We start from the raw sequence: 21455 nt of genomic DNA, 5'->3' as shown, positions 1-21455 counted from the left end.
GAGTGGGTAAATCGTGCCCTCGATTTTTGGAATGAGGAGAGGAATCAATGAAGAGGTAAATGGGACAGATAATATACGGTCGCACCGTTCACGGAGGTTGCCGTAGTATATGTATGATCACAAAAAAATGAACACATAAAATAGAAGAACCTAGGAAGTTCTGCTTGATGCCAGATCTCTGTGGTTCTTCAATAGCTGTTACACGGCTAGATCGGTGCACAGTTTATGTATAATACGATATATTTTCAGATCATTACACGAATTCATCCAAGGCTAGTTCTCTAAATTTGTCAAATCACACAGCGGTTCACGAACGAGAAGTTGTCCAGTGGGTACAGAACAAGGTCCGATATCGATAACGTCCAGCTGCTTGTCGGCGAGATGATCATGTGGACAAAATATTAATTCCTACCTCAATCATTCTTGTTTCTCCCAAAAACATAACTTCTATTTTTGCTCTACCTTTGCGCTTGTCAATTTTTCGTATAATCCCCTCTTTGCCAAATAACGGTCCAGCAATGACTTTTGCCCGTTTATTCATCACAATGACATCTGAATAACCAAGCATGTCATTTGGTCCGACTAACTGCAAAAACATATCCATTTCTTCATCCGGGATTTCTGAATAGGGACTATAGCTTTGATCCAGCTTATGATCCCCGCTTTTGACTAAGTAATAAATTTTTGGAGTTTTTCGCAATCGATGATATAAGGCGGAAATAATGCTTGTGTTAATAAAAACATATCCGGGAAAAATCACTTTGGCCGAATCATGAACACAACCCTGCTTTTTCTCCGGTACAAGCTTTTTGGGCACGTAACAAAACAGTGATTGCTTGTCGAAATGCTGATTGATAAACCCTTCCACATCTCTTTCTTCTCCCGACTTTACAAATAGTGCAAACCAGCTCATTATTCCCCTCCATGAATAGCTAATTAGTTACGGATGTAATAGATGGGGCATTTCTGTTATATAACTATAATTTTGTAAAGAGAACACTACGGAATTCCTTCATCCCAAAAATAGGCTTACAAAAAATATTTATATCAAATAAAAATTAGGTATATGGGTGGATTACAGGTAATTACTGCGGAATTGATCAAGGCTTACAAATGGCACGGTCTTTCGATAAGGGGAGTAAACAACGCAATATAAAGATACACCTTTTGTTAATCCTATATCGATGGTAGATAATGCGCTTGTCCGCTTGCATGGAAGTGCTATCATATCGTGAGGGTTCTTTTGAGGTAAATATTAACACAAATTTTAGCAAAATCAAGGGTACATATAACTGTACTTTGCAAATGGCTGTAGAGAAATATAAATCAAAGATATGCCTGATCCTGGGATAGGACTTAGATCACAAGAAGCAGCAGAGATAAATATTATATACTTTTGTGGAAAATATGCTGTAAACCTGCGTTTTGATTAAACAAATACTAAACAGGTAATGAATATCAAGAGACCCTAATCTAGGAGGTTCATTCATGATGGAAAAGGAAACCTTGATATCTAAAGATATGCCCCACTTGCCTAAGTCTTATTGGTTGGAATCAGTAAGCATTGATTCCTTCCCAAAGCTTACCGGCGATATTGAAGCTGAGGTTGTTGTCGTTGGCGGAGGAATTTCTGGTATTACGTCCGCTTATTTATTAGCAAAAGAAGGACTTAATGTTGTGTTGTTAGAGGCAGGTTACCTGTTCAATGGAACAACGGGTCATACGACAGCAAAAATCACGGCCCAGCATGATTTGATTTATGACGAGTTAATCCAAAATTTTGGTAAAGAAAAGGCACAGCTTTATTACAAATCAAATGACGAAGCGCTGCAATTTATAAAGCAGACCATTAAACAACACGACATCCAATGTAATTTTATTGAAAAGGATGCTTATATTTATACGAATTCAGAGACTATCATAAAAAGGCTCGAAAATGAGCAAAACGCGTATGACAAGCTTGAAATACACGGGAACATGGTAAGCCAAATCGATCTCCCCGTACCAATAAAGGCAGCAATCGTAATGCAAAATCAAGCTCAATTTCATCCACTTGAATATTTGAAGAAGCTCGTACAGTTGTTTATTCAGGCAGGTGGGCATATTTATGAGCATACAACGGTAGAAACCGTAGAAGATGACACTCAGCCAGTAGTAGTAACAAGCGATGGCCACAAAATTACGTGTAAGCACGTCGTATCTTGCTCTCATTTCCCTTGTATGGATGGGATGGGGTTTTATTTTGCAAGAATGCATGCTGAACGTTCCTATGTAATTGGGGTCAAAAGTAAAAGCAGCGATTTGAATGGTATGTACTTAAGCGCTGATGACCCGAAACGTTCCGTCAGAACGACGACACTAAGCAGCGGGGACAATTTGATCTTAATTGGCGGTGAAAGTCATAAAACGGGACAGGGGATATGTACAATCAAGCATTATGAGGCATTACAAGCTTTTGCGCACACTACGTTTGGCATACAAGAGTTTCCTTACCGATGGTCTGCTCAAGACCTGGTCACTTTAGATAAGATACCATATATAGGACAGATTTCTTCCGTAACGCCTAATGTATACGTAGCAACAGGGTATCGAAAATGGGGGATGACAACGGGAACAGCTGCCGCAATTTTACTTCGGGACTTGATTATAGGAAAAGAAAACGCGTATCAAGATTTATATACACCATCCAGATTCCATGCTTTCCCTGATGTGAAGACGTTTATTTATCAAAATGTAGATGTTGCCAAACACCTCATTAGTGGAAAGCTTGAAATTGTTCATAAGCTGCCTAAGGATTTAGCGAACGATGAAGGCGCTGTTGTATCCGTAAATGGAAAAAGAGCAGGGGCTTACAGAGATGAGCAGGGTACACTACACGTTGTCGATACCACATGTACGCATATGGGATGCGAGGTTGAGTGGAATGTTGGGGATCGAAGCTGGGATTGTCCATGTCATGGCTCAAGATTTTCGATTGATGGTGATGTGTTAGAAGGGCCTGCAACAAAACCTCTAAAACAAATCATTCAATAACCGAGCGAAAAAATGAACTTGACGATTTCCGTGTGCACATTTACCATAATAGTATCATTCCTTTACTTGGAAATTGGATGTGACATTGGTAATTTCGTTCAGATGTCCTCTATTTACACAAAATTCAAATGAGTGTTTCCGGGGGGGATAAATAGCTTACGAAATAATAGTATCATTGCATCATGTCTAATTAAGCGGTAGGTTGATTGCTCGTAGTACACGTCATGGATGGAACGTAACCGGGTGTAAATACTAGTTATGTTACAGGGAGAAGCGATAAGCGATTTGTTTTCAGAAAGACAAATGCTCTCTTCATTCGAGTAGAATCTACAGCGCTTCGACATCTAGATATTTACATCGTGTCTGTATAAGGATATAATCGGTAAAGAAAACCAAACATGGCAACTATCGGGCTTTAGTGATACTATTTTGTTATTATAACAGTCGACGGAGCAGTAACATGCGCCAAATTCGAGCTTTAGAAATGCAATTCATGGATGAGTGCCTACAGAGGTCTTTTATAGAAGCTACATGTAAGGCTGTTTTCAATAGTATTCAAATAAAGCATGAAATCCCCCAAACCGTTCCTCCAAGCAATGCATGGAACGAGTTATATCTGGGTTATAGAAACCACGGAATGAAAGCAAGACCACACCAAATAAACGGAACAGCAAATGCAAAGCGATTTTCAGATCGTATGTTGAGTAGGAAATTGCTGTTCTTCGCGAGATACTCTTCTAATATGAATTTACACAACATTCTTGACAGCCCCTTCTAACATCCAATCACTCTGTAAGGATTAATCGTTGTTTAGGCACGTTAATTTTTCTGTGTGAAAATATTCCTCATTCGCAATAGGTCTATCTTTTAGGAGGGTAGCTCAGTGGCGAAGCTCTGTCTTTTTAGCACAGGATGGATAAAAAATCAAAAAATATAAAAAAGAGGAGGGATGTTTAATTAGTTCCTTCTCTTTTTTATGTTCAAACCGCTTAACATATCTCATTTTCAAAAGGAGCTATAGTATGGGCTGGTATGCACTTTTTGTTGAAACTGGCAGTGAGGACATTGTTCAGAAATGCTTGAAGTTACAATTCTGCCAAAAAGATTTATATTCATGTGTTCCGAAACGGCTAATTCCTGAAAAAAAGGGAGGTAAATTTTACAGTGTCGTTAAAACGTTATTCCCTGGTTATCTGTTAATCAACACAAACATGACTCCAACAATGTATTATGAGCTGAAAAAATTGCCCAAGTACTATCGATTGCTCCGTAATTCATCTTTTATGCTAGACAAAATAAATCGAAGATCTCAGTCAATGCCTGATCCACACATAGAAAAAGGAGACCCCATCTATAATTACGATGATTTTTTTAACAAAATAGAGGAGGTTGAAATAAGACAGATCCTGCAGCTCATTAATAACGAGAATATTATAGAGTACTCAAACGTCATTGTTGAAAACGCTAAGGTATGTGTTCAATCGGGCCCGTTATATGGCATGGAAGGGATAATTAAAAAAATTGACAAAAGAAAGAGAAGAGCTCAAATTGCGGTCAGTTTTTTTGGTGGCGAAAGATCAATTGAAGTAGGAATTGAATTAATAGTGCCGGATAGCCAAGGTATGATGAAGTTTTATGAAAAGATGGGCTAACAAAAATGTTAAATATACTGAAATGAAAAGAGGTAATATTTTGTTTATCCAAAACCTTGAACTGACGAATCAACAAATGGAGAAGCAAGAGGAATTCAAAGCTTTTGTCGATTCTGAAATTGTCCCCGCAGCTGGACATATTGATCAAGAGGAAAACATGCCAGATTCCGTCCTTCAAAAGATTATAGATAAAGGTAACTGGGGAGCCGCATTACCCGCTAAATACGGCGGAGCTGACATGGATTATATTACTTATGGTTTGTGGAATGAAGAAATTGGTCGTGGCTGTGCAAGTTTACGGAATATTATTGGTGTTCAAGGCATGGTCACTTCGTCTATTCTGCGATGGGGATCTCAAGAGCAAAAGCAGTACTGGCTGCCAAAGATGAGTTCAGGTGAACTCAAGGTCTCTTTTGCTATTACGGAATCCCAAATCGGAAGTGACATAAAAAATCTTCAAACGAAAGCGCAACGAGTGGGTACTGAGTACGTAATTTCGGGTCAAAAAAAATGGATAACGTTTGCACAAAAAGCGGATGTCTTTTTGGTATTTGCTCAATGTGATGGTCAGGCAGTAGCCTTGCTAGTAGAAAGAAATACACCCGGCCTAACCGTTCGTCCGATATCTGGACTAGTAGGCTTTAGGGGCTCCTTGCTAGCTGAACTAAGTTTTGAAGAATGCAGAGTTCCTGTCGACAATTTGGTTGGTAAAGTCGGCTTCGGATTAGCGCTTGTAGCCAATAACGGTTTGACTCATGGACGTTACAGTACAGCCTGGGGAGCCGCAGGCTTGGCACAGGCTTGTTTGAATGCGAGCTTAGACTATATTAATGAAAGAAAACAATTTGATCACTATCTAAAAGAACATCAATTGATTCAACAGATGATTGCCGATATGGTAACCAATACGATAGCTGCAAGGCATCTATGTTTTCGAGCAGGCCAGCTATGGGACAACAATGAGGTAAATGCTACGTTTGCTACTTCATTGGCCAAATATTTCTCTACCGTTCATGCTTTTAAAGCGGCAAAGGATGCAGTTCAAATACATGGAGCCAATGGTTGCAGCAGCGAGTACCCCGTTGAAAGACATATGAGAGATGCCAAGGTTATGGAGATCGTAGAAGGAAGCACTCAGATTCAACAGGTCTTAATTGCGCAGGACGCTTTTAATATGTTTAATAACTGACTGGCATTGAATCACATACTTTCTCGAAGCGAAAGGAATGCTTATAACTATGGACAATATTCATTACATTCTATTGGATGAACCACTATCTTTAAAACACGCCGAGGAACTAGAAAAAAGAATTTATTTTATATCCGCCAACATTAATCAATTTAAATTGGTTAAAGGTGAAAGTACTATCAATGGTGTAGAAGTCAGTCTATTGCCAGGAACCGATCCTATCGAAATTAAAACTAAATTAATAACCGTGATCGACAATGAGATTGCGCTTCAAAAAGTGCTGCCACCTCGAGTCATTTGGAAATCAGATAAACATGACACAACTTATCAGGATGATCTTTTTGATAAGCTGCTTGAAAAAGAAATGGTTTATGAAATGGGCGAAGGTCAGGTCTGTTTTGGAGAAAAATTAATTTTCTTAATGGATACTTTAGATCGAATGATTAAAGAGATGACGATCTCTAATTTTGGAGCAATCGAATATCGATATCCTACATTAATTTCTACCAAAGCCTTAGAGAAATGTGGATATTTTAAATCGTTCCCACATTTCTTAATGTTTGTTACGAGGCTTCATAATGATATTGATACCTACCGTGATTTTCTTGAGGACTATACATCTCATAACGGGGTCGGTTCATATTTGCTGTCCTCCTGCCAAAATGTTGACTATTGCCTGCCCCCAACCATGTGCTACCACACCTATCATCAATTCCAAAATACCCAACATGCTGAATCACAAAATCGTGTCATAACATCAATCGGAAAATCATTTCGCTATGAATCGAAGTATCATCGCACCCTAGAAAGATTATGGGACTTCTCTATTCGTGAAATTGTCTTTATGGGGTCAAAGGATTTTGTGCTGGATAGTCGTCAAAAATTTATGGAAGCTTCATTTGCTCTTTTTCAGAAATTGGGATTGGAAGGACACTGCGAAGTAGCTAGTGATCCGTTCTTCTGCAGTGAAGACACAGCGGCGAAGATATTTAATCAAAGAATGCAAGAACTTAAATACGAGCTGCGGTTAAAGGTTGCAGACGATCGAACCATAGCAGCCGCTTCCTTTAATTTTCATGATCATTTCTTTGGGGAGCAATTTAATATAAAACGCGGTGAATCTGAGTGGATGTCAACAGGATGTGTTGGTTTTGGAATTGAAAGGTTAGCCTACGCATTTATTAGCCAGCACGGGATGGATGAAGAAAAATGGACAAGAATTTTATCAAATGGATGTCCAGAAGCCATTTTGGCGGACTAAATCCAATAATATGGGGGACTAGATGGAACAACAGCGTCTATTTCAAATCTTAGAACTCGACGGTACATTGCGGGATGACAATATGGTCATAAACGAAAAATTGGCCATGGAGATGTACAAGCTTCTTGTATTAAATCGGATATTTGATCGAAAGTTAGTGAACATGCAGAGAAAGGGTCAAATTGGTACTTATGCTTCCTTTGAGGGGCAGGAGGCGAGCCAAGTTGGCAGTGCTATGGCACTTTTAGAACAGGATTGGATGTTTCCTACCTATCGGGATCATGCAGCGATGTTAACATTCGGTTATGAGATGGTTAAAATTATTTGGTATTGGATGGGCAGAATTGAGGGCTGTATTCCTCCTAATAATAGAAATATTCTTCCTCCTTACGTGCCGATAGCTACACAGATTCCTCAAGCGGCAGGGGCCGCTTGGGCTAGTAAATATAAGAATGAAAGTGCTTGCTCGCTAGCTTATTTTGGAGATGGGGCCACCTCAGAAGGAGATTTCCATGAAGGGTTAAATATGGCCTCTGTATTTAAGGCACCAGTGGTGTTCTTCTGTCAAAACAATGGCTATGCGATTAGTGTACCGCTATCACGCCAAACAGCAAGTGAAACTATTGCTCAAAAGGCGATAGCTTATGATATGAACAGTATTCGTATTGATGGCAATGATGTGTTTGCTGTTTACGTAACGACCAAAAATGCCCTGGAAGCTGCTAGAAGCGGTAAAGGGCCTACTTTAATAGAGGCGGTAACTTATCGTTATGGCCCACATACGACTGCCGATGACCCAAGCCGCTATCGGAGCTCCGAGGAAAGTGAATCATGGAGATCACGAGATCCGATATTACGGTTAGAAGCTTATTTGCGTAGGCAAGGTTTATTGGATCAAGATACGGAAGAAAAAATTCATAGAGAAGCAGATCGATTAGTGAATGATGGCATTCAATATGCGCTTAATATTCCAAAACCTGATCCAACCATCATGTTTAAGAACGTACTTTCTGAAAAGCCGTGGAACATTCAAGAGCAGGAGAGTAACTTTAATAGCTTTATGGAACGTTATCATCATCAATAGATTTCACGGAGGGGCTTGGTATGCAGAGAGAGTTAAACCTCGTTCAGGCGTTAAATGAAACCTTGGATTTGTTATTGACTGATGATGACAAGATCCTTCTATTAGGGCAGGACATTGGTAAGAATGGCGGAGTTTTCCGCGTTACCGAGAAGTTGTTTCATAAGTTTGGAGATCGGCGTGTAGTGGATACTCCCTTGTCTGAAGCAGGTATTGTAGGTTGTGCCATTGGATTGGCGCTGAACGGACTTAAACCTATTGTCGAAATTGAATTTTTTGGATTTATTTATCCTGCTTTAGAGCAAATTTTGTCTCATCTATCAAGACTACGAATGCGGACACAAGGTAAGTATGAAGTCCCGTTAATCATAAGAGCTCCTTATGGAGCTGGCGTCCGTGCTCCCGAGCTGCATTCGGAGAGTATTGAGGCCCTTTTTTTCCAATCACCAGGGTTAAAAGTTGTCATACCTAGTAATCCCTATGATGCTAAAGGGCTTCTCATTGCAGCGTCAGAGGGCAATGATCCTGTCATTTTTCTGGAACCCATGAGAATTTATCGCAGCATGCGTCATTCTGTTCCGCTGCAAAGATATACGGTTCCACTTGGCAAGGCGAACATTATCAAGCAAGGTAAAGATATTACGGTTATATGCTGGGGCGCTATGGTATGGAATGTAGTTAAAGCTGCAGAACAGCTTGAAAAGTCCCAAGGTATTAGTGTGGAAATTATTGATCTGCGTACCTTGTATCCGTTTGATATGGACACGATTCAGGAATCCGTCAGAAAAACGCAGCGGGCCGTGATTGTACACGAGGCTCCATTAACGGGTGGTGTAGGCGCTGAGCTTGCTGCTGTAATCCAGGATCGTATGTTTGGTGAATTAAAATCTCCTGTAAAACGAATTACGGGATTTGATGTTCCCGTGCCGCAATTTTCCATCGAAGATTACTACCTCCCATCAGCAGACAGAATTATCCATGAAATAAATCAAATGTTAGTTTCTCTTAAGAGGTGAGCTGTTATGAAATATGAATTTTTTTTTCCTGAGCTTGGTGAGGGACTTATTGAAGGGTATATCGTTGCTTACATGGTCAAAGAAGGAGAGCATGTAGTTGAAGATCAACCGCTTGTCGAAGTTCAGACGGATAAGGTAACAACGGTGCTTCCTTCGCCGGTAGAAGGGATAGTTGGCAAACTGCCTTATAATCCGGGTGATGTCGTCACCGTTAACGATGTAATTATCGTCATTGATCAGGGGAAGGGGGAAGCATCCGGCGGATGGAATCAGGAATGGTTGAAGCTGGATGCAACTAAAGAGAAGGAGCATTCGTGGAATGATTTTGGCATTAATCTCGGTACCTATCCGAGCGTAGGGTTAGACAATTCAATCGACGATACGATTGTAAAATTGACCTCCATGCGTAAAGAAATAGCGAACATCGTAACAAAATCATTTCAAACCATTCCTCATGTAACAGCTTATGCAGAAGCAGATATTACTAACTTATTGCTGCATAAGGAAAAATTAAAGCAAAATAAGGGCTTAAACGTTACATTGACACCAATCTTTGTTAAAGCCTTATCTCAAACGCTCAACCAGCATCCCATGTTTAACTCGAATGAGCTAAATGGATCATTGAAACTGTTTCAATCCCATAATATCGGGATTGCGGTGGATACTAACGAAGGTGTCGTTATTCCCAATGTTAAGCAGGTCAATGAAAAAACTGTTGATGTATTGGCAGATGAGATCAATGAACTAATTGAGAGAGCAAGATCAAAGAAGTTGTTATTTACAGATGCACGCGAGGGGACAATTACGATAAGTAATGTGGGAGCGATTGGAGGGGGCTTTGCTACGCCTATTATTTTTTGTCCTCAAGTTGCCATTGTTGCTTTATATCGTGCCGATAAGAAAGTCGTCGTTACGGAGAATGACGAGCTTGTCGTTAGAAAAATGCTCCCGATTACCTTAACTTTTGATCATCGCTTCTTTGATGGCGCGGATGGGCTGAGGTTTATCAATACCTTTAAAGCTAACCTAGAAAGTCATTATGAAGACTATTTTGCTTAACGCAGCTTTCGCAGCTTGAAGTCTAAATCCCCTATAAGTGAATATTATTGATGAATGACATTTTTGGTGTATTTCGAATTACTAACAGGTCCAATTGATGGATCAACTTCCCTTCTGAGAGAGCCTGAGGACGTACCACCCTTGGGCAGCCTACCCAATATCACTGACTTCTGGAATAATACTAGCAGCCCAAACGGGGCCAATGCTTTTGCTTGACAAACGATCTTCTGTAATACCATCATCCGTTTATACTTCCTTTGTTCCTATCATCATCATAGCTTCCAACTGAATAAATTGAATAAAGCGAGTGGTCCTTTAGCCACTGTCTTAGTGGGCGGGTTCTATAGATAGGTTAGTTCAGCCGTGCAGCTTCCAACTAGCAAACCTATTAGTAAGAATATCAGTTTGACTTTTTCCATCTCACAGGAAACGGGAAATTGAGTCAAACCAAGCACAAAAATACCCAACGAGGAGATGTAAGAAGTGAAAAAGCTAATCGAATTTAAAAGCGTAACAAAAGAATATAAAATTGGTGAAGTGCCGATCAAGGCTCTTGCGGGTGTTGATTTTTCCATATCAGAGGGAGAATTCGTCGTTGTATTGGGTGCTAGCGGTGCCGGTAAAAGTACAATTCTAAATATCCTTGGTGGAATGGACACGGCTACTACAGGCCAGGTGCTTGTTGGTGATCAAGAAATCACAAGGTACAACGAAAAAAAACTAACGGAATATCGCGGGGAGAAGGTAGGATTTGTATTCCAATTTTACAACTTAATTCCGAATTTAAACGCGTTAGAGAACGTTGAATTTGCGACGGAAGTATGTAAAAACCATCTGGACGCAAAAGATATTTTGTATAAGGTTGGATTAAAGGACCGTATCAAGAACTTCCCTTCCCAACTTTCTGGAGGCGAACAACAACGCGTTGCGATCGCGAGAGCTGTTGCCAAAAATCCGTTGCTTTTACTCTGCGATGAACCCACTGGAGCTTTAGATTATGTCACTGGGAAGTCTGTCTTGAAGCTTCTTCAAGATTTGAACAAGGAAACGAAGAAGTGCGTTGTTTTGGTCACACATAACACCGCGATTGCTCCTATGGCGGACAAAATTATCAAAGTGAAGAGCGGAATGATCGAAAGCGTTACAGTAAATCAGGATAAACAGAATGTTGAAGGGATCGAGTGGTAATGATGAAGTTATTTTTAAAATTACTAAGGGATATCAAACAATCAATCGGACAATTTATCGCCTTTGTGCTGGTTATCGCAGTGGGAGCTTTTTTCTACGCGGGCCTGGTCACGTTAAGCGATAATCTTAACGCTTATACGAAGGTTTACTTTAAAGAGCATAATTTAAGCGACTTGAATGTCTATTACAACAAATTATCCCAACAGGACTTAGCAGGGTTAAGCAGCATTGAAGGTATTAACAAAATCGAAGGACGCTATACCCTGGATGCAACACAAGCGTTTGAAGGAATGAAGGCTGCCTTAAAGATTCACTCGATCCCTGTAAACAATGAAATTAATACGCCTACGCTGATTGAGGGTAAGATTCCGACCCAAAAAGAGGAAATCTTGCTAGATTCCCATTATGCTAAGGAACATCAGCATCAGGTCGGTGATCAAATTCAAATAAGTGTGAATGATAAAAATATGAGCTTCACCATTAGCGGCTTGGGTGAAAATGTAGAATATGCCAAAAAGAACGCAGTCCAAGACCATAAATCTTTTGGCGTAGCGTATATAACCGAAGTCGCCATCCCTCAAATCGCAGGCGGCATTTATTATAATGAAACCTTAATTGATGTTAAGGAAGGTTACGATATTGACCAATTAGGCAAAACGATTGAAGCACAATCTAAACAACTCTCCTATGTTAGCCAAGTCAGTAAAGAGCGGATGTTCAGCTATTCGCAACTACAACAAACCATCCATAACAATAACATGATGAGCAAGGTTATCCCATTAGTTTTCTTTATCATCGAAGCGATTATTCTATTCCTTACCATGTCGCGAATTATTGATTCTCAACGAAATCAAGTTGGGATTATGAAGGCATTAGGTATAAAAAACAGAAACATCATGCTTCACTATATGGGATACCCCGTAATGGTAGGGATCATAGGCTCCGTTCTAGGCTGTGTGCTTGCCACTTATGTATTTATTCCATTAATAAGAGCATCAAATGCAAAAGCCTACGCGCTGCCTGATATTATGTTCTCCTTATCCTTCACCTCTGTGATTCCACCCATCCTTTTCTCTTGTGCATTTGGAATCCTGTCCTGTTACTTAAGTGGCAGAGCCATCCTGAAAGAACGTGCAGCTCAGGCGATGCGGCCTAAACCGCCTAAGAAAATGAAGAAGCTCCTCATCGAAAGAATTCCGGGCATTTGGAATCATATTTCCTACAGCTACAAGATCATTTTGAGAAATATATTTTTAAATAAGTCAAAAGCATTAGCAAGCTCCGTTGGTGTTGTGGTGAGTACAGTGTTATTGATTACAGCCTTTGGTACTATGACATCCTTGCAAAAAGTAGCAGATCAGATTGAAAAAGTAAACACCTACGATTTAAGAGTCGATTATAAGAGTGGAACAACTCCGGATACATTACAACTACCCAACGGTATTAAAAGCAGCTATGATCTATCCACCTTTCCGGTGGAATTAATTAAAGGTAATGACAACAAGAATGCTTCGTTAGTTGTAACGAAGAAAGAAAACAATCTCATTCATTTCTTCGACGAAAATGACAAACAGCTTGCTTTGGAAGACAGCGGTGTACTGGTCCCAAAATCGTATGCCGACAACTATCAGATCGCAGAAGGGGACATTATCCAAATCAAGTTCACTGCGCCAGAGTTTGCTAATAAAACGGTCGATATGAAAGTTATACAAATATCCACCCAGTATTCGAATCCGTCGTTTTATAGCACGCCAGCGTATCTGGAGAGCTTTGGCATCAAGTACAATCCAACCTCGCTTTTAGTGGAGGCCGGCAGTTCTACAGATCTTGCAAGTGTGCGTAGTGTCTTCGAACAAGATCAGCAGGTAGATACTATCGCAGATAAGAATGATTTAAAAGAATCGGCTCAATATATTCTGAAGCAAAATAGTTTTATCTTTATTATGTTTATCATTTGTGCGGTCGTGCTTTCCTTTGGCGCTATCTATACGATATCTTCCATTAACATTTATGAAAGAAATCGTGAGTTGGCCACACTCAAGGTATTAGGCTACCCTAAGCATAAAATAAACCGGCTTATCTTCTTCGAGAACATCATACTCACCACCTTTGCGATTATTGTAGCGCTACCAATCAGTGGTTATATTTATGGGCTTGTCGTTAAGGCACTCTCGAGCACTCATCAGCAAATCCCGGATCAATTAAGTCTGTTTGTTATGCTAATATCTGTTGTACTTGCATTTGCGCTTACCATTCTTTCAAGCTTGCTGCTTCGAAGAAAAGTATCTCGTATCAATATGATTGAATCCTTAAAAAGTGTAGAATAATGGAAAAAACAACCTTAGGTTCCTATGGACCTTAAGGTTGTTTTTATAGATGCAGCGTGTATTTAACCGTACATCAAGATCTGAGTAACCGCTATAAAGCAAAGAAAGGAACCTTTAAGGAGATGAGACAAAATGAGTTCTGAAAAAATTTTTACAAAGCATGAGATTACCACGTATCTGGCACAATTAGTGGAAGATATTTTGGATGAACAAGTTGTAGATTACAATGAGCCATTTATCAGCTTAGGATTGGTGTCGGTTGATATACCACTATTTACAAAAAAAGTATCACACCAATTTGAAATTGATATCGAAGTTGCGTCAATATTTGAGCACTCCAATATCAACCTGTATGCAGACTTTTTATTTAACACTTTAAATAAAGTAGATGTATATGCCCAAAATGGTGAAGATGCGGATAGAGACAAAGAAGAAAATAATTCACAGCAAGATGTAGCGATTGTAGGGATTAGCTGTCGCTTCCCAGGAGGAGCCAATAGTCCTGAGGAATATTGGGATGTTTTAATTAATGGCATTAACGGGATTTGTGATATGCCTGAGGACCGATGGGATGTAGATAACTATTTCAGTGCTGACAAAGAAGAGCCTGGAAAAATGTATTCTAGAAAAGGCGGGTTTTTGAACGTTCCCATTGATCGTTTTGATCAGAAGTTTTTTAATATATCGCCCAAAGAAGCCAAGTCATTGGATCCACAACAGCGATTGCTGCTTGAGTTGACATGGGAGGCTTTTGAAAATGGTGGTCTTAATATTGGGGATCATTATGGAAGCAACACGGGAGTATACATTGGTATAGCAGGAGAAGAATATTCGTTTGCCCACTATAAATCAGGAGATTTAAGTAAAATAGACGCCTATTCGCTTACAGGGACAACGTTCAGTACGGCTTGTGGGAGAATATCCTATACGTTTGGCTTTGAAGGACCTTCCTTTTGCGTGGATACGGCATGCTCTTCCTCCCTTACGGCACTTCATTTGGCTTGCAGAGCCATTAAATCTGGTGAAGTAGATACCGCAGTCGTGGGTGCCGTGAATTTGATGATTTCGCCAGCAGTTCATGTGTGCTTCTCAAAGCTAGAAGCCATATCCACTGACGGGCAAAGTAAGAGCTTTGATGCGGCAGCAAATGGATATGGTCGAGGTGAAGGCGGCGGGGTATTGATCTTAAAACGCCTTCATGACGCTATAGAGAATAACGATAATATACTTGGTGTCGTAAAAGGCACGGCGATTAATCAAGATGGCAAGAGCAACGGATTAACGGCGCCTAATGGCTTAGCGCAAGAGAAAGTAATCACAAAGGCGCTAAAAGATGCTAGATTGGATTATTCTGATGTTGACTATATGGAAATGCATGGTACTGGTACAAAACTGGGAGATCCTATAGAGGTAAAAGCTGTTGTTAATACTTATGGCAAAGATAGAGCTAGTGATCATCCGCTTCAGATTGGTTCTGTTAAGTCGAATATCGGGCATTTAGAAGCAGCAGCAGGAGTGGCTAGTCTTATAAAGGTACTATTAGCGTTCAAAAATGAGATGATACCTGCTAATTTAAATTTTAATGAGCCAAACCCTTTTATTCCATGGGAGAAATCACCGGTATCCGTCATAGCAGAAAATAAAGCTTGGAAAAGTGATGGTCGATTACGAAGAGTGGGAGTAAATGGATTTGGGTTTGGTGGCTCCAATGCCCACATCATTTTAGAAGAGCCGCCAAGAAAAGAAACGATACGAACAATGGATACGGATGCCATCTCCATCGTGAAAATATCAGCTAAAAGTGATAAGTCATTACTCGATAATATTAAAAGCAATCTTGAATACTTGAAGAGAAATCCTCAGATTTCGATCAAAGACTATGCTTGTACCAACAATAGAGCCAAAGTTGATTTTCCTTATAGGTTTACCGCTACTGGTAAAAACCGAGAGGAACTAATGAACAGGCTGCAAGCCTATTTGGATACGAACAACAAAGCTGGAATTTCAACGCGGCATAATAACAAGATGGATATGCATCAGGAAACAAAACGAGTGTTCCTATTTACGGGACAAGGATCTCAATACTTAGGCATGGGGAAAGAATTGTATGAGCATAATCCTTCGTTTAAATTAGCTTTTGACGAATGTGATCAATTGTTTGAGCCGTATGTGAATATATCTTTAGTTGAAATGATCTACAGCAATAAATTTTCCAGTAAGGATATTGAAAGAACTCTCTATGCTCAGCCTCTAATATTTTCAATCGAGTATGCCCTATTAAAGTTCTGGGAAAGTGTAGGGGTTACTCCAGAAGTCGTCCTGGGTCATAGTATAGGAGAATACACCGCAGCAGTTGCAGCAGGTATATTGAGTCTTGAGGATGCTGTGAAGCTGGTTGCCTTACGAGGCCGATTAATGGATTCAGCTCCGGGACAAGGAGCGATGTCTGCTCTATATGCGAATAAAACAACGGTTGAAGCTTTACTAAAGGGTTATGAGGAAAAGCTGTCTATCGCCTTGCATAATGCGGAAGAGAGTATCGTAATATCTGGAGAGCTTGATGCTGTAGAGGAAGTTACTAAAGAAGCGGAAAATAGAAACATAAATGTAATAAGATTGCGTGTATCCCATGCTTTCCATTCCCATCTTATGATTCCGATTTTAGAACCATTTAGAGATGTTGCGCAGCACGAAGTGGAATTTAAAAGCAGCAAGCTGCCTTATATATCGGCCACCCTCGGAAGAGTTATAGAAAAAGATGAGTTATTAGACGCTGACTATTGGACCAATCATATCAAGGATAAAGTTGATTTTTATCAAGCGTTATCTCAATTAAAGGATGTACACAATACCATTTTCCTCGAAATTGGAGCAAACAACACGTTATGCACGCTTGGTAAGCTCATACTTGGTGAAGAGAAGATGTTGATAAACTCATTGGATATGAAAAAAAAGGCATGGGAGCAAATCACACATTGCATGGGCGAATTGTATTGCCATGGCGTCACAATCCATTGGACAGGACTCAAGACAAGCTTAGATCATGACTACAATCGAGTAGCGTTGCCTGCTTATGTGTTTGATAGAGAATCCTATTGGATGCAGCCCGTGTGCTCCCATGAAGATCGTTTGCCTGCTATTGCAAGCACGGATTATCATCCACTCATTGGACAGAGAATTAGTACCCCTTATTTTAAAAATGGCACTCTATATCAGAGCAATTATACGATAGAAAATCCGTATTTTATGCAAGAACATATTATTTTCGAGACAGCGATTGCTCCTGCTGCTGCTCATATGTCCATGCTTTTATCGATTGCTAAAGATTTCCGAAATCCGTCAAGCTGCACGATATCCAATGTAGAGTTTCATGCCCCCCTAACGGCTATACAAGACGAAATGCGGGTTGTGCAATTTCTTATCGAAGATACGAATCAAGACCAAATGAAATTTGAACTTGTAAGTACAGACAAGCAATCTCAACATGAGAACTGGATTAAACATTGCAAGGGCAATATTATGATGGCTCAGGGGCAAGAACAAGAGAAGCGTGTGTCGATTGACGAGTTAATAGACAGGTATCCAGAAGTAACATCGGGATACAGTGCCTATGATGTGATGAAAAAGTTCGGGTTTAAATTAGGAGATGGCTTTACACGAATTTCGAAAGTGTGGAAGGGTGAAGCAGAAGGAGTCTGCTTTATTGATCCTAAAAAGGACATTCCCGATGGTAAAAATTATATCGTATATGCGGGTACCATAGACTCTATCTTCCAATCTGTATTTTTTGTTTCCGAATTGAGTATGCGGATGGATTCTCAGAGTGAGGAGTATGCATTAAAGACGGCTATTCCTATATCCTTAGGTAAATTAAAGTATTACTACAGAGACGCTGAGAGCTTCTGGTGCCATATTAAAGTAGATGATTCTCAACAATCCGGGGTAGTCGGCGATATCGATGTTTACAATGAAAAGGGGGAAATCGTATTTGAAATTGAACGTATCATGGCGAAGATAACAGAGCGAGATACCTTACTCAAAGAGCTAAATAGTAACGGCGATCGTATGCTCTATAACGTGGAATGGATGGAAGCAGCAAAAACAAGCAAAAATGGCACAGGCAATGAAAAAATTGTATTAATCGGAAATGACCCGGATATCGTTGATCAATTCCATGAAAAATTGAATAACCATGGAATATCTTCGATACGAGTCATGCAAGCGGACAAATATGTAGAGCATGAGAATGATCTGTTTTTTATATCGTACTCCAATAAACACGATGTAAAGCAGCTTCTGGAAAGCATCGCAAGTCGATATAAAAAAGAAAGATGTAAGCTTATTTATTTAAGCACAACGGATGAAGCTAAGCTAAAAAATTTACAAGCAGAAAAATTATTAGCAGTAGTGGAACAGGAATGTAGTGGTTTATTGCACCTCGTACAATCCATAACCGAATTAAATTACTCTAATAAAATGGTCGTGAAAGTAATAACAAACAATGTACATCAGATAGATGGCATAGCAACGTCTCTCTATCAAGCTCCATTATGGGGGTTTTCCGAAGTCATTAGACTCGAGCATACGCCGTTATGGGATGGCATTATTGATACGGATCTCCATATGCTGAATAACCATATCGATACAATTATTCACGAGATCATACATGGAGAAGATAAGCAGGTTGTACTGAGGGATCAGCATAAGAGGTACATTCCTAGGCTGATTAGAAACGCCAAGAGCCGCACTAGCAGCGAGGATCTCACAATTCGGATCGACGAAACAGCAGCGTATATGATCACGGGTGGGACCGGATCGATAGGTCAAATCTATGCAGAGTACCTGATCCAGCAGGGTGCTAAAAACATCGTGTTATTAAGTAGAAGTCAAGCTTCGGGCACATTGCTTGAAACTGTGAACTCGTGGAAAGAAAAAGGTGTCCAGCTCATCGTTGAACAAGCTGATATAAGTAACGAAGCTGACGTAATCGCAGTGGTACAGAAACTAAAACAGAACAACAGGGAGATTAAAGGCGTCGTCCATGCAGCCGGAATCATTGAAGATAAGATGATAAAAGATCAAACCTGGAACAGCTTTGAAAATGTATTCAAAGCAAAGGTAGGGGGAACCTATCACTTACATCATGCATTAAAAGAGGAGAGCTTGGATTTCTTTGTGATGATGTCATCTATTTCTTCAATCGTGGGCAATATGGGGCAAGCCAATTATGCAGCAGCCAATTATTTTATGAATAGGTTTGCAGAATATAGAAGAAGCTTGGGAATGCCAGCGATGTCGATATGCTGGGGGCCTTGGGAAGAAGCTGGAATGGCTACAAGTAACAGCAATATTTTAAAGAACATCGAGAATAAAGGACTCTACGGGATGTCTAAAGAGCTTGGAAAGAAAATGATTGACAACCTATTTCATAAGAACATGTCTTCGATCGTTGTTGTCGATGCAAATTGGGAGTTATTTAGTGAGAGAACAGGTGTAGATGAAGTAACGGCATTTCTAACGAATTTCATTACAAACAGTCCTGTACTCGGAGAACAAAGCGGGAATATGGCTGCTAAAGAAGATGTTGTCGCCAAGCTGAAAGATTTAGGAACAACGGAAAGGAGTGATTATTTATTAGTCCTATTGCATAAAGCAGCAGCTAACATTATTGGATTTAATGATGTCAGTCAACTATCCGTAGATAGTTCCTTTACAGAACAAGGGGTAGATTCCTTGATGATATTCTCTCTGAGGAACGAAATAAAAGCTCTATTACATGTACAGGTCGACATTTCTGTATTCTTCAACTATCCATCTCTAAGAAAATTAAATGACTATTTATTAATGGAAGCTATGAGCTTTGAAGAGACAGAAGAGAATGTCAGCGCAGACAATGAAGATCAGTCCGTAGATGATATTTTGTCTGAAATCAATTCCCTAATTAATTAAGGACAAATGTGTACTTGTTACTTCGGAGGAGAACGTGCCAATGAAATTGTTTTGTTTACCATTTGCAGGTGGATCCAAGCGTGCGTATTCACACTGGAATACATTCACTTCTCACGCGATGGAAATAGAAGCTATCGAAATAAGGGGAAGGGGGGAGAGATTTGGTCAGGGCTTTTATCAGGATATATCAGAAGCTGTGGATGATATTTATTCGATGATAAAAGATAAAATTAACGAGGGAAAATATGCGCTATACGGCCATAGTATGGGCACGTTGTTGGCCTACGAGCTGTACTACAAAATTTTAGACGAAGGACAGCAGAAGCCACAGCATATTTTTTTCTCAGGAAGACAATCACCTATCGTGCAGAATAATATGTATGTCAGCTTTAACATGTCTGATGATGAATTTATTGCAAAAATAATTGCACTAGGTGGCATCCATGAAGAGCTAACTCAGAGTAAAGAACTAATGGAGTTTTATTTGCCGATATTAAAAAATGACATCAGAATCATGGAAACCTATAAGTTTCAAGAAAGAACGGAAAGACTAAAATGCAAGATATCTGTGTTAAGTGGATTAGAAGATAAAATTGATAGTATTCAAAAGATTACATGGGACGATTTATGCGAACAGAAGAGCAAGTCCTATTATTTTACGGGCAGCCACTTTTTTATTAATGATCATGTCGATAAAATCGTAAAAATGATTGAAGACGAATTATGCCAGAATAATGAGGTTGGTCATGAACAAATTAAGCAATAAAAAGCGGGCCTTTCTTTTTCAGGGTGTTGGAGCGGACTACCGTGATTTGTTGGATAAGTTTGATAAAGAACAGCTAGAATACCTGAAACAGTACTGTTCCACTGTGAATGAGGAGATTGGGATAGATTTGTATGCCTATCTTATTAACTCTGAAGATAAGGAAAGTGTGCAGTACGATAAGATGTTCTATGATTGGATAGCGATTTATACGTGTGATTATATTGTTTATCAGCATTATGATAATTCCGGCATCAGACCTGCAATGATGGTAGGATACAGTATGGGCTTGATCACCGCTATGGCGTGTGGCAAGTCCATTTCTTTTGCTGCTGGATTGCGAATGCTGCAAACGATATACGAATACCCCAAAGGTCACGCAGATTTATGTAGTATGGGAGTCATCGTAGGCAAAACGTATAGTGAGATTTGCGATATCATTGTCCATTGCAAAACGGAAAATGATGTTTATATCGCTAGCGAAAATAATGATACCTGTCTCGTTATTTCAGGAATCAAGGATAGCGTTCATCAGGTTTTGAAAATAGCTGAACAGGAGGGGGCTATAAAAGCTTCAACCATCAATACGCCATATGCGTTTCATTCTCCTTATGCAGCAAGGGGAATTGATATGTTCGTAAATTTAGTAGAGAAGACTACTATTTGTGATGGTGAGATACCGATTGTATCGGTCTTTACTCAGACTGTCATCCAAAGTGCGTCTGATTTAAAGGATGAGCTAATCAAAAATATGGCAAGCCCCATGAATTGGAATGCATCCATTCTAAAATTAGGCGAGTGGGGAGTAAATCATTTTGTTGAAGTTAGCTTGGATGATTCACTTACTAAAATATCAAGGCTCATTAATCTGGATTATGAATTTCTAACGTATAAAAAATTTATTCGATTAAAAAGTACGATGTAAATAAAAACTATT

The 21455-nt window shown here is 39.7% G+C and carries 14 protein-coding genes; 12 read left to right on the top strand and 2 right to left on the bottom strand.

Annotation, left to right across the window (positions count from 1 at the left end):
• Window positions 1–385 precede the first annotated feature (385 nt).
• On the bottom strand, window positions 386–913 hold the full coding sequence (gene loaP / locus QP775_RS05500) for an antiterminator LoaP (protein WP_285104292.1): 528 nt from the start codon (window positions 911–913) through the stop codon (window positions 386–388).
• Between the two features lie 593 nt (window positions 914–1506).
• Here loaP (QP775_RS05500) and QP775_RS05495 point away from each other — a divergent pair.
• The 7 genes from QP775_RS05495 to QP775_RS05465 all read left to right on the top strand — a co-directional run bounded on the left by QP775_RS05495 (window position 1507) and on the right by QP775_RS05465 (window position 10291).
• On the top strand, window positions 1507–3033 hold the full coding sequence (locus QP775_RS05495) for an FAD-dependent oxidoreductase (RefSeq protein ID WP_483312003.1): 1527 nt from the start codon (window positions 1507–1509) through the stop codon (window positions 3031–3033).
• Window positions 3034–4055: 1022 nt separating this feature from the next.
• Window positions 4056–4685, top strand: a complete 630-nt coding sequence (loaP, locus tag QP775_RS05490; RefSeq protein ID WP_285104290.1) for an antiterminator LoaP — start codon at window positions 4056–4058, stop codon at window positions 4683–4685.
• The gene (locus QP775_RS05485; protein ID WP_285104287.1) at window positions 4669–5874 is read left to right on the top strand and encodes an acyl-CoA dehydrogenase family protein; all 1206 of its coding nucleotides are present in this window, start codon (window positions 4669–4671) and stop codon (window positions 5872–5874) included. Before loaP (QP775_RS05490) ends, QP775_RS05485 begins: the two co-directional genes overlap by 17 nt.
• Before the next feature lie 49 nt (window positions 5875–5923).
• Window positions 5924–7135 carry a class-II aminoacyl-tRNA synthetase family protein gene (locus QP775_RS05480; protein ID WP_285104285.1) on the top strand — a complete coding sequence of 404 codons (1212 nt, stop codon included), beginning with the start codon at window positions 5924–5926 and terminating at the stop codon, window positions 7133–7135.
• A gap of 22 nt (window positions 7136–7157) precedes the next feature.
• Window positions 7158–8219, top strand: a complete 1062-nt coding sequence (gene pdhA / locus QP775_RS05475; RefSeq protein ID WP_239327880.1) for a pyruvate dehydrogenase (acetyl-transferring) E1 component subunit alpha — start codon at window positions 7158–7160, stop codon at window positions 8217–8219.
• 20 nt (window positions 8220–8239) lie between these two features.
• Window positions 8240–9232 (top strand): alpha-ketoacid dehydrogenase subunit beta, encoded by a 993-nt coding sequence (locus QP775_RS05470; RefSeq protein WP_239327879.1) that lies wholly within the window; start codon window positions 8240–8242, stop codon window positions 9230–9232.
• 6 nt (window positions 9233–9238) lie between these two features.
• Complete coding sequence (locus tag QP775_RS05465; protein ID WP_239327878.1) at window positions 9239–10291, top strand: dihydrolipoamide acetyltransferase family protein; 1053 nt, start codon at window positions 9239–9241, stop codon at window positions 10289–10291.
• Window positions 10292–10335: 44 nt separating this feature from the next.
• On the opposite strand, the gene QP775_RS05460 is transcribed toward QP775_RS05465, so the two are convergent.
• Window positions 10336–10533: a hypothetical protein gene (locus tag QP775_RS05460; RefSeq protein WP_285104281.1), complete on the bottom strand. Its 198-nt coding sequence runs from the start codon at window positions 10531–10533 to the stop codon at window positions 10336–10338.
• Window positions 10534–10774: 241 nt separating this feature from the next.
• Between QP775_RS05460 and QP775_RS05455 the strand changes: the two genes are divergently transcribed.
• From QP775_RS05455 to QP775_RS05435, 5 genes are all read left to right on the top strand, one after another.
• A complete protein-coding gene (locus QP775_RS05455; RefSeq protein ID WP_239327877.1) occupies window positions 10775–11479 on the top strand; it encodes an ABC transporter ATP-binding protein in 705 nt (234 codons plus the stop codon).
• Between the two features lie 2 nt (window positions 11480–11481).
• Window positions 11482–13806 (top strand): ABC transporter permease, encoded by a 2325-nt coding sequence (locus QP775_RS05450; RefSeq protein WP_285105719.1) that lies wholly within the window; start codon window positions 11482–11484, stop codon window positions 13804–13806.
• Window positions 13807–13938: 132 nt separating this feature from the next.
• Complete coding sequence (locus tag QP775_RS05445; RefSeq protein ID WP_285104278.1) at window positions 13939–19755, top strand: type I polyketide synthase; 5817 nt, start codon at window positions 13939–13941, stop codon at window positions 19753–19755.
• A 40-nt stretch (window positions 19756–19795) separates the two neighbouring features.
• The gene (locus tag QP775_RS05440; RefSeq protein ID WP_239327874.1) at window positions 19796–20521 is read left to right on the top strand and encodes a thioesterase II family protein; all 726 of its coding nucleotides are present in this window, start codon (window positions 19796–19798) and stop codon (window positions 20519–20521) included.
• Window positions 20502–21443 carry an ACP S-malonyltransferase gene (locus tag QP775_RS05435; RefSeq protein ID WP_285104275.1) on the top strand — a complete coding sequence of 314 codons (942 nt, stop codon included), beginning with the start codon at window positions 20502–20504 and terminating at the stop codon, window positions 21441–21443. The genes QP775_RS05440 and QP775_RS05435 overlap by 20 nt, the downstream gene beginning before the upstream one ends.
• The last annotated feature ends 12 nt before the right edge of the window (window positions 21444–21455 follow it).

The organism is Paenibacillus sp. UMB4589-SE434 (assembly GCF_030226685.1).
GTDB lineage: Bacteria > Bacillota > Bacilli > Paenibacillales > Paenibacillaceae > Paenibacillus_B.
Note: the sequence above shows the minus strand (reverse complement) of the source record. Positions and strands in the feature narration are given on the sequence as shown.

Coding starts and splice junctions, on each gene's coding strand:
- loaP (WP_285104292.1), bottom strand. CDS start 913: ATGAGCTGGTTTGCACTATTTGTAAAGTCGGGAGAAGAAAGAGATGTG.
- loaP (WP_285104290.1), top strand. CDS start 4,056: ATGGGCTGGTATGCACTTTTTGTTGAAACTGGCAGTGAGGACATTGTT.
- QP775_RS05485 (WP_285104287.1), top strand. CDS start 4,669: ATGAAAAGATGGGCTAACAAAAATGTTAAATATACTGAAATGAAAAGA.
- QP775_RS05480 (WP_285104285.1), top strand. CDS start 5,924: ATGGACAATATTCATTACATTCTATTGGATGAACCACTATCTTTAAAA.
- pdhA (WP_239327880.1), top strand. CDS start 7,158: ATGGAACAACAGCGTCTATTTCAAATCTTAGAACTCGACGGTACATTG.
- QP775_RS05470 (WP_239327879.1), top strand. CDS start 8,240: ATGCAGAGAGAGTTAAACCTCGTTCAGGCGTTAAATGAAACCTTGGAT.
- QP775_RS05465 (WP_239327878.1), top strand. CDS start 9,239: ATGAAATATGAATTTTTTTTTCCTGAGCTTGGTGAGGGACTTATTGAA.
- QP775_RS05460 (WP_285104281.1), bottom strand. CDS start 10,533: ATGATGGTATTACAGAAGATCGTTTGTCAAGCAAAAGCATTGGCCCCG.
- QP775_RS05450 (WP_285105719.1), top strand. CDS start 11,482: ATGAAGTTATTTTTAAAATTACTAAGGGATATCAAACAATCAATCGGA.
- QP775_RS05445 (WP_285104278.1), top strand. CDS start 13,939: ATGAGTTCTGAAAAAATTTTTACAAAGCATGAGATTACCACGTATCTG.
- QP775_RS05440 (WP_239327874.1), top strand. CDS start 19,796: ATGAAATTGTTTTGTTTACCATTTGCAGGTGGATCCAAGCGTGCGTAT.
- QP775_RS05435 (WP_285104275.1), top strand. CDS start 20,502: ATGAACAAATTAAGCAATAAAAAGCGGGCCTTTCTTTTTCAGGGTGTT.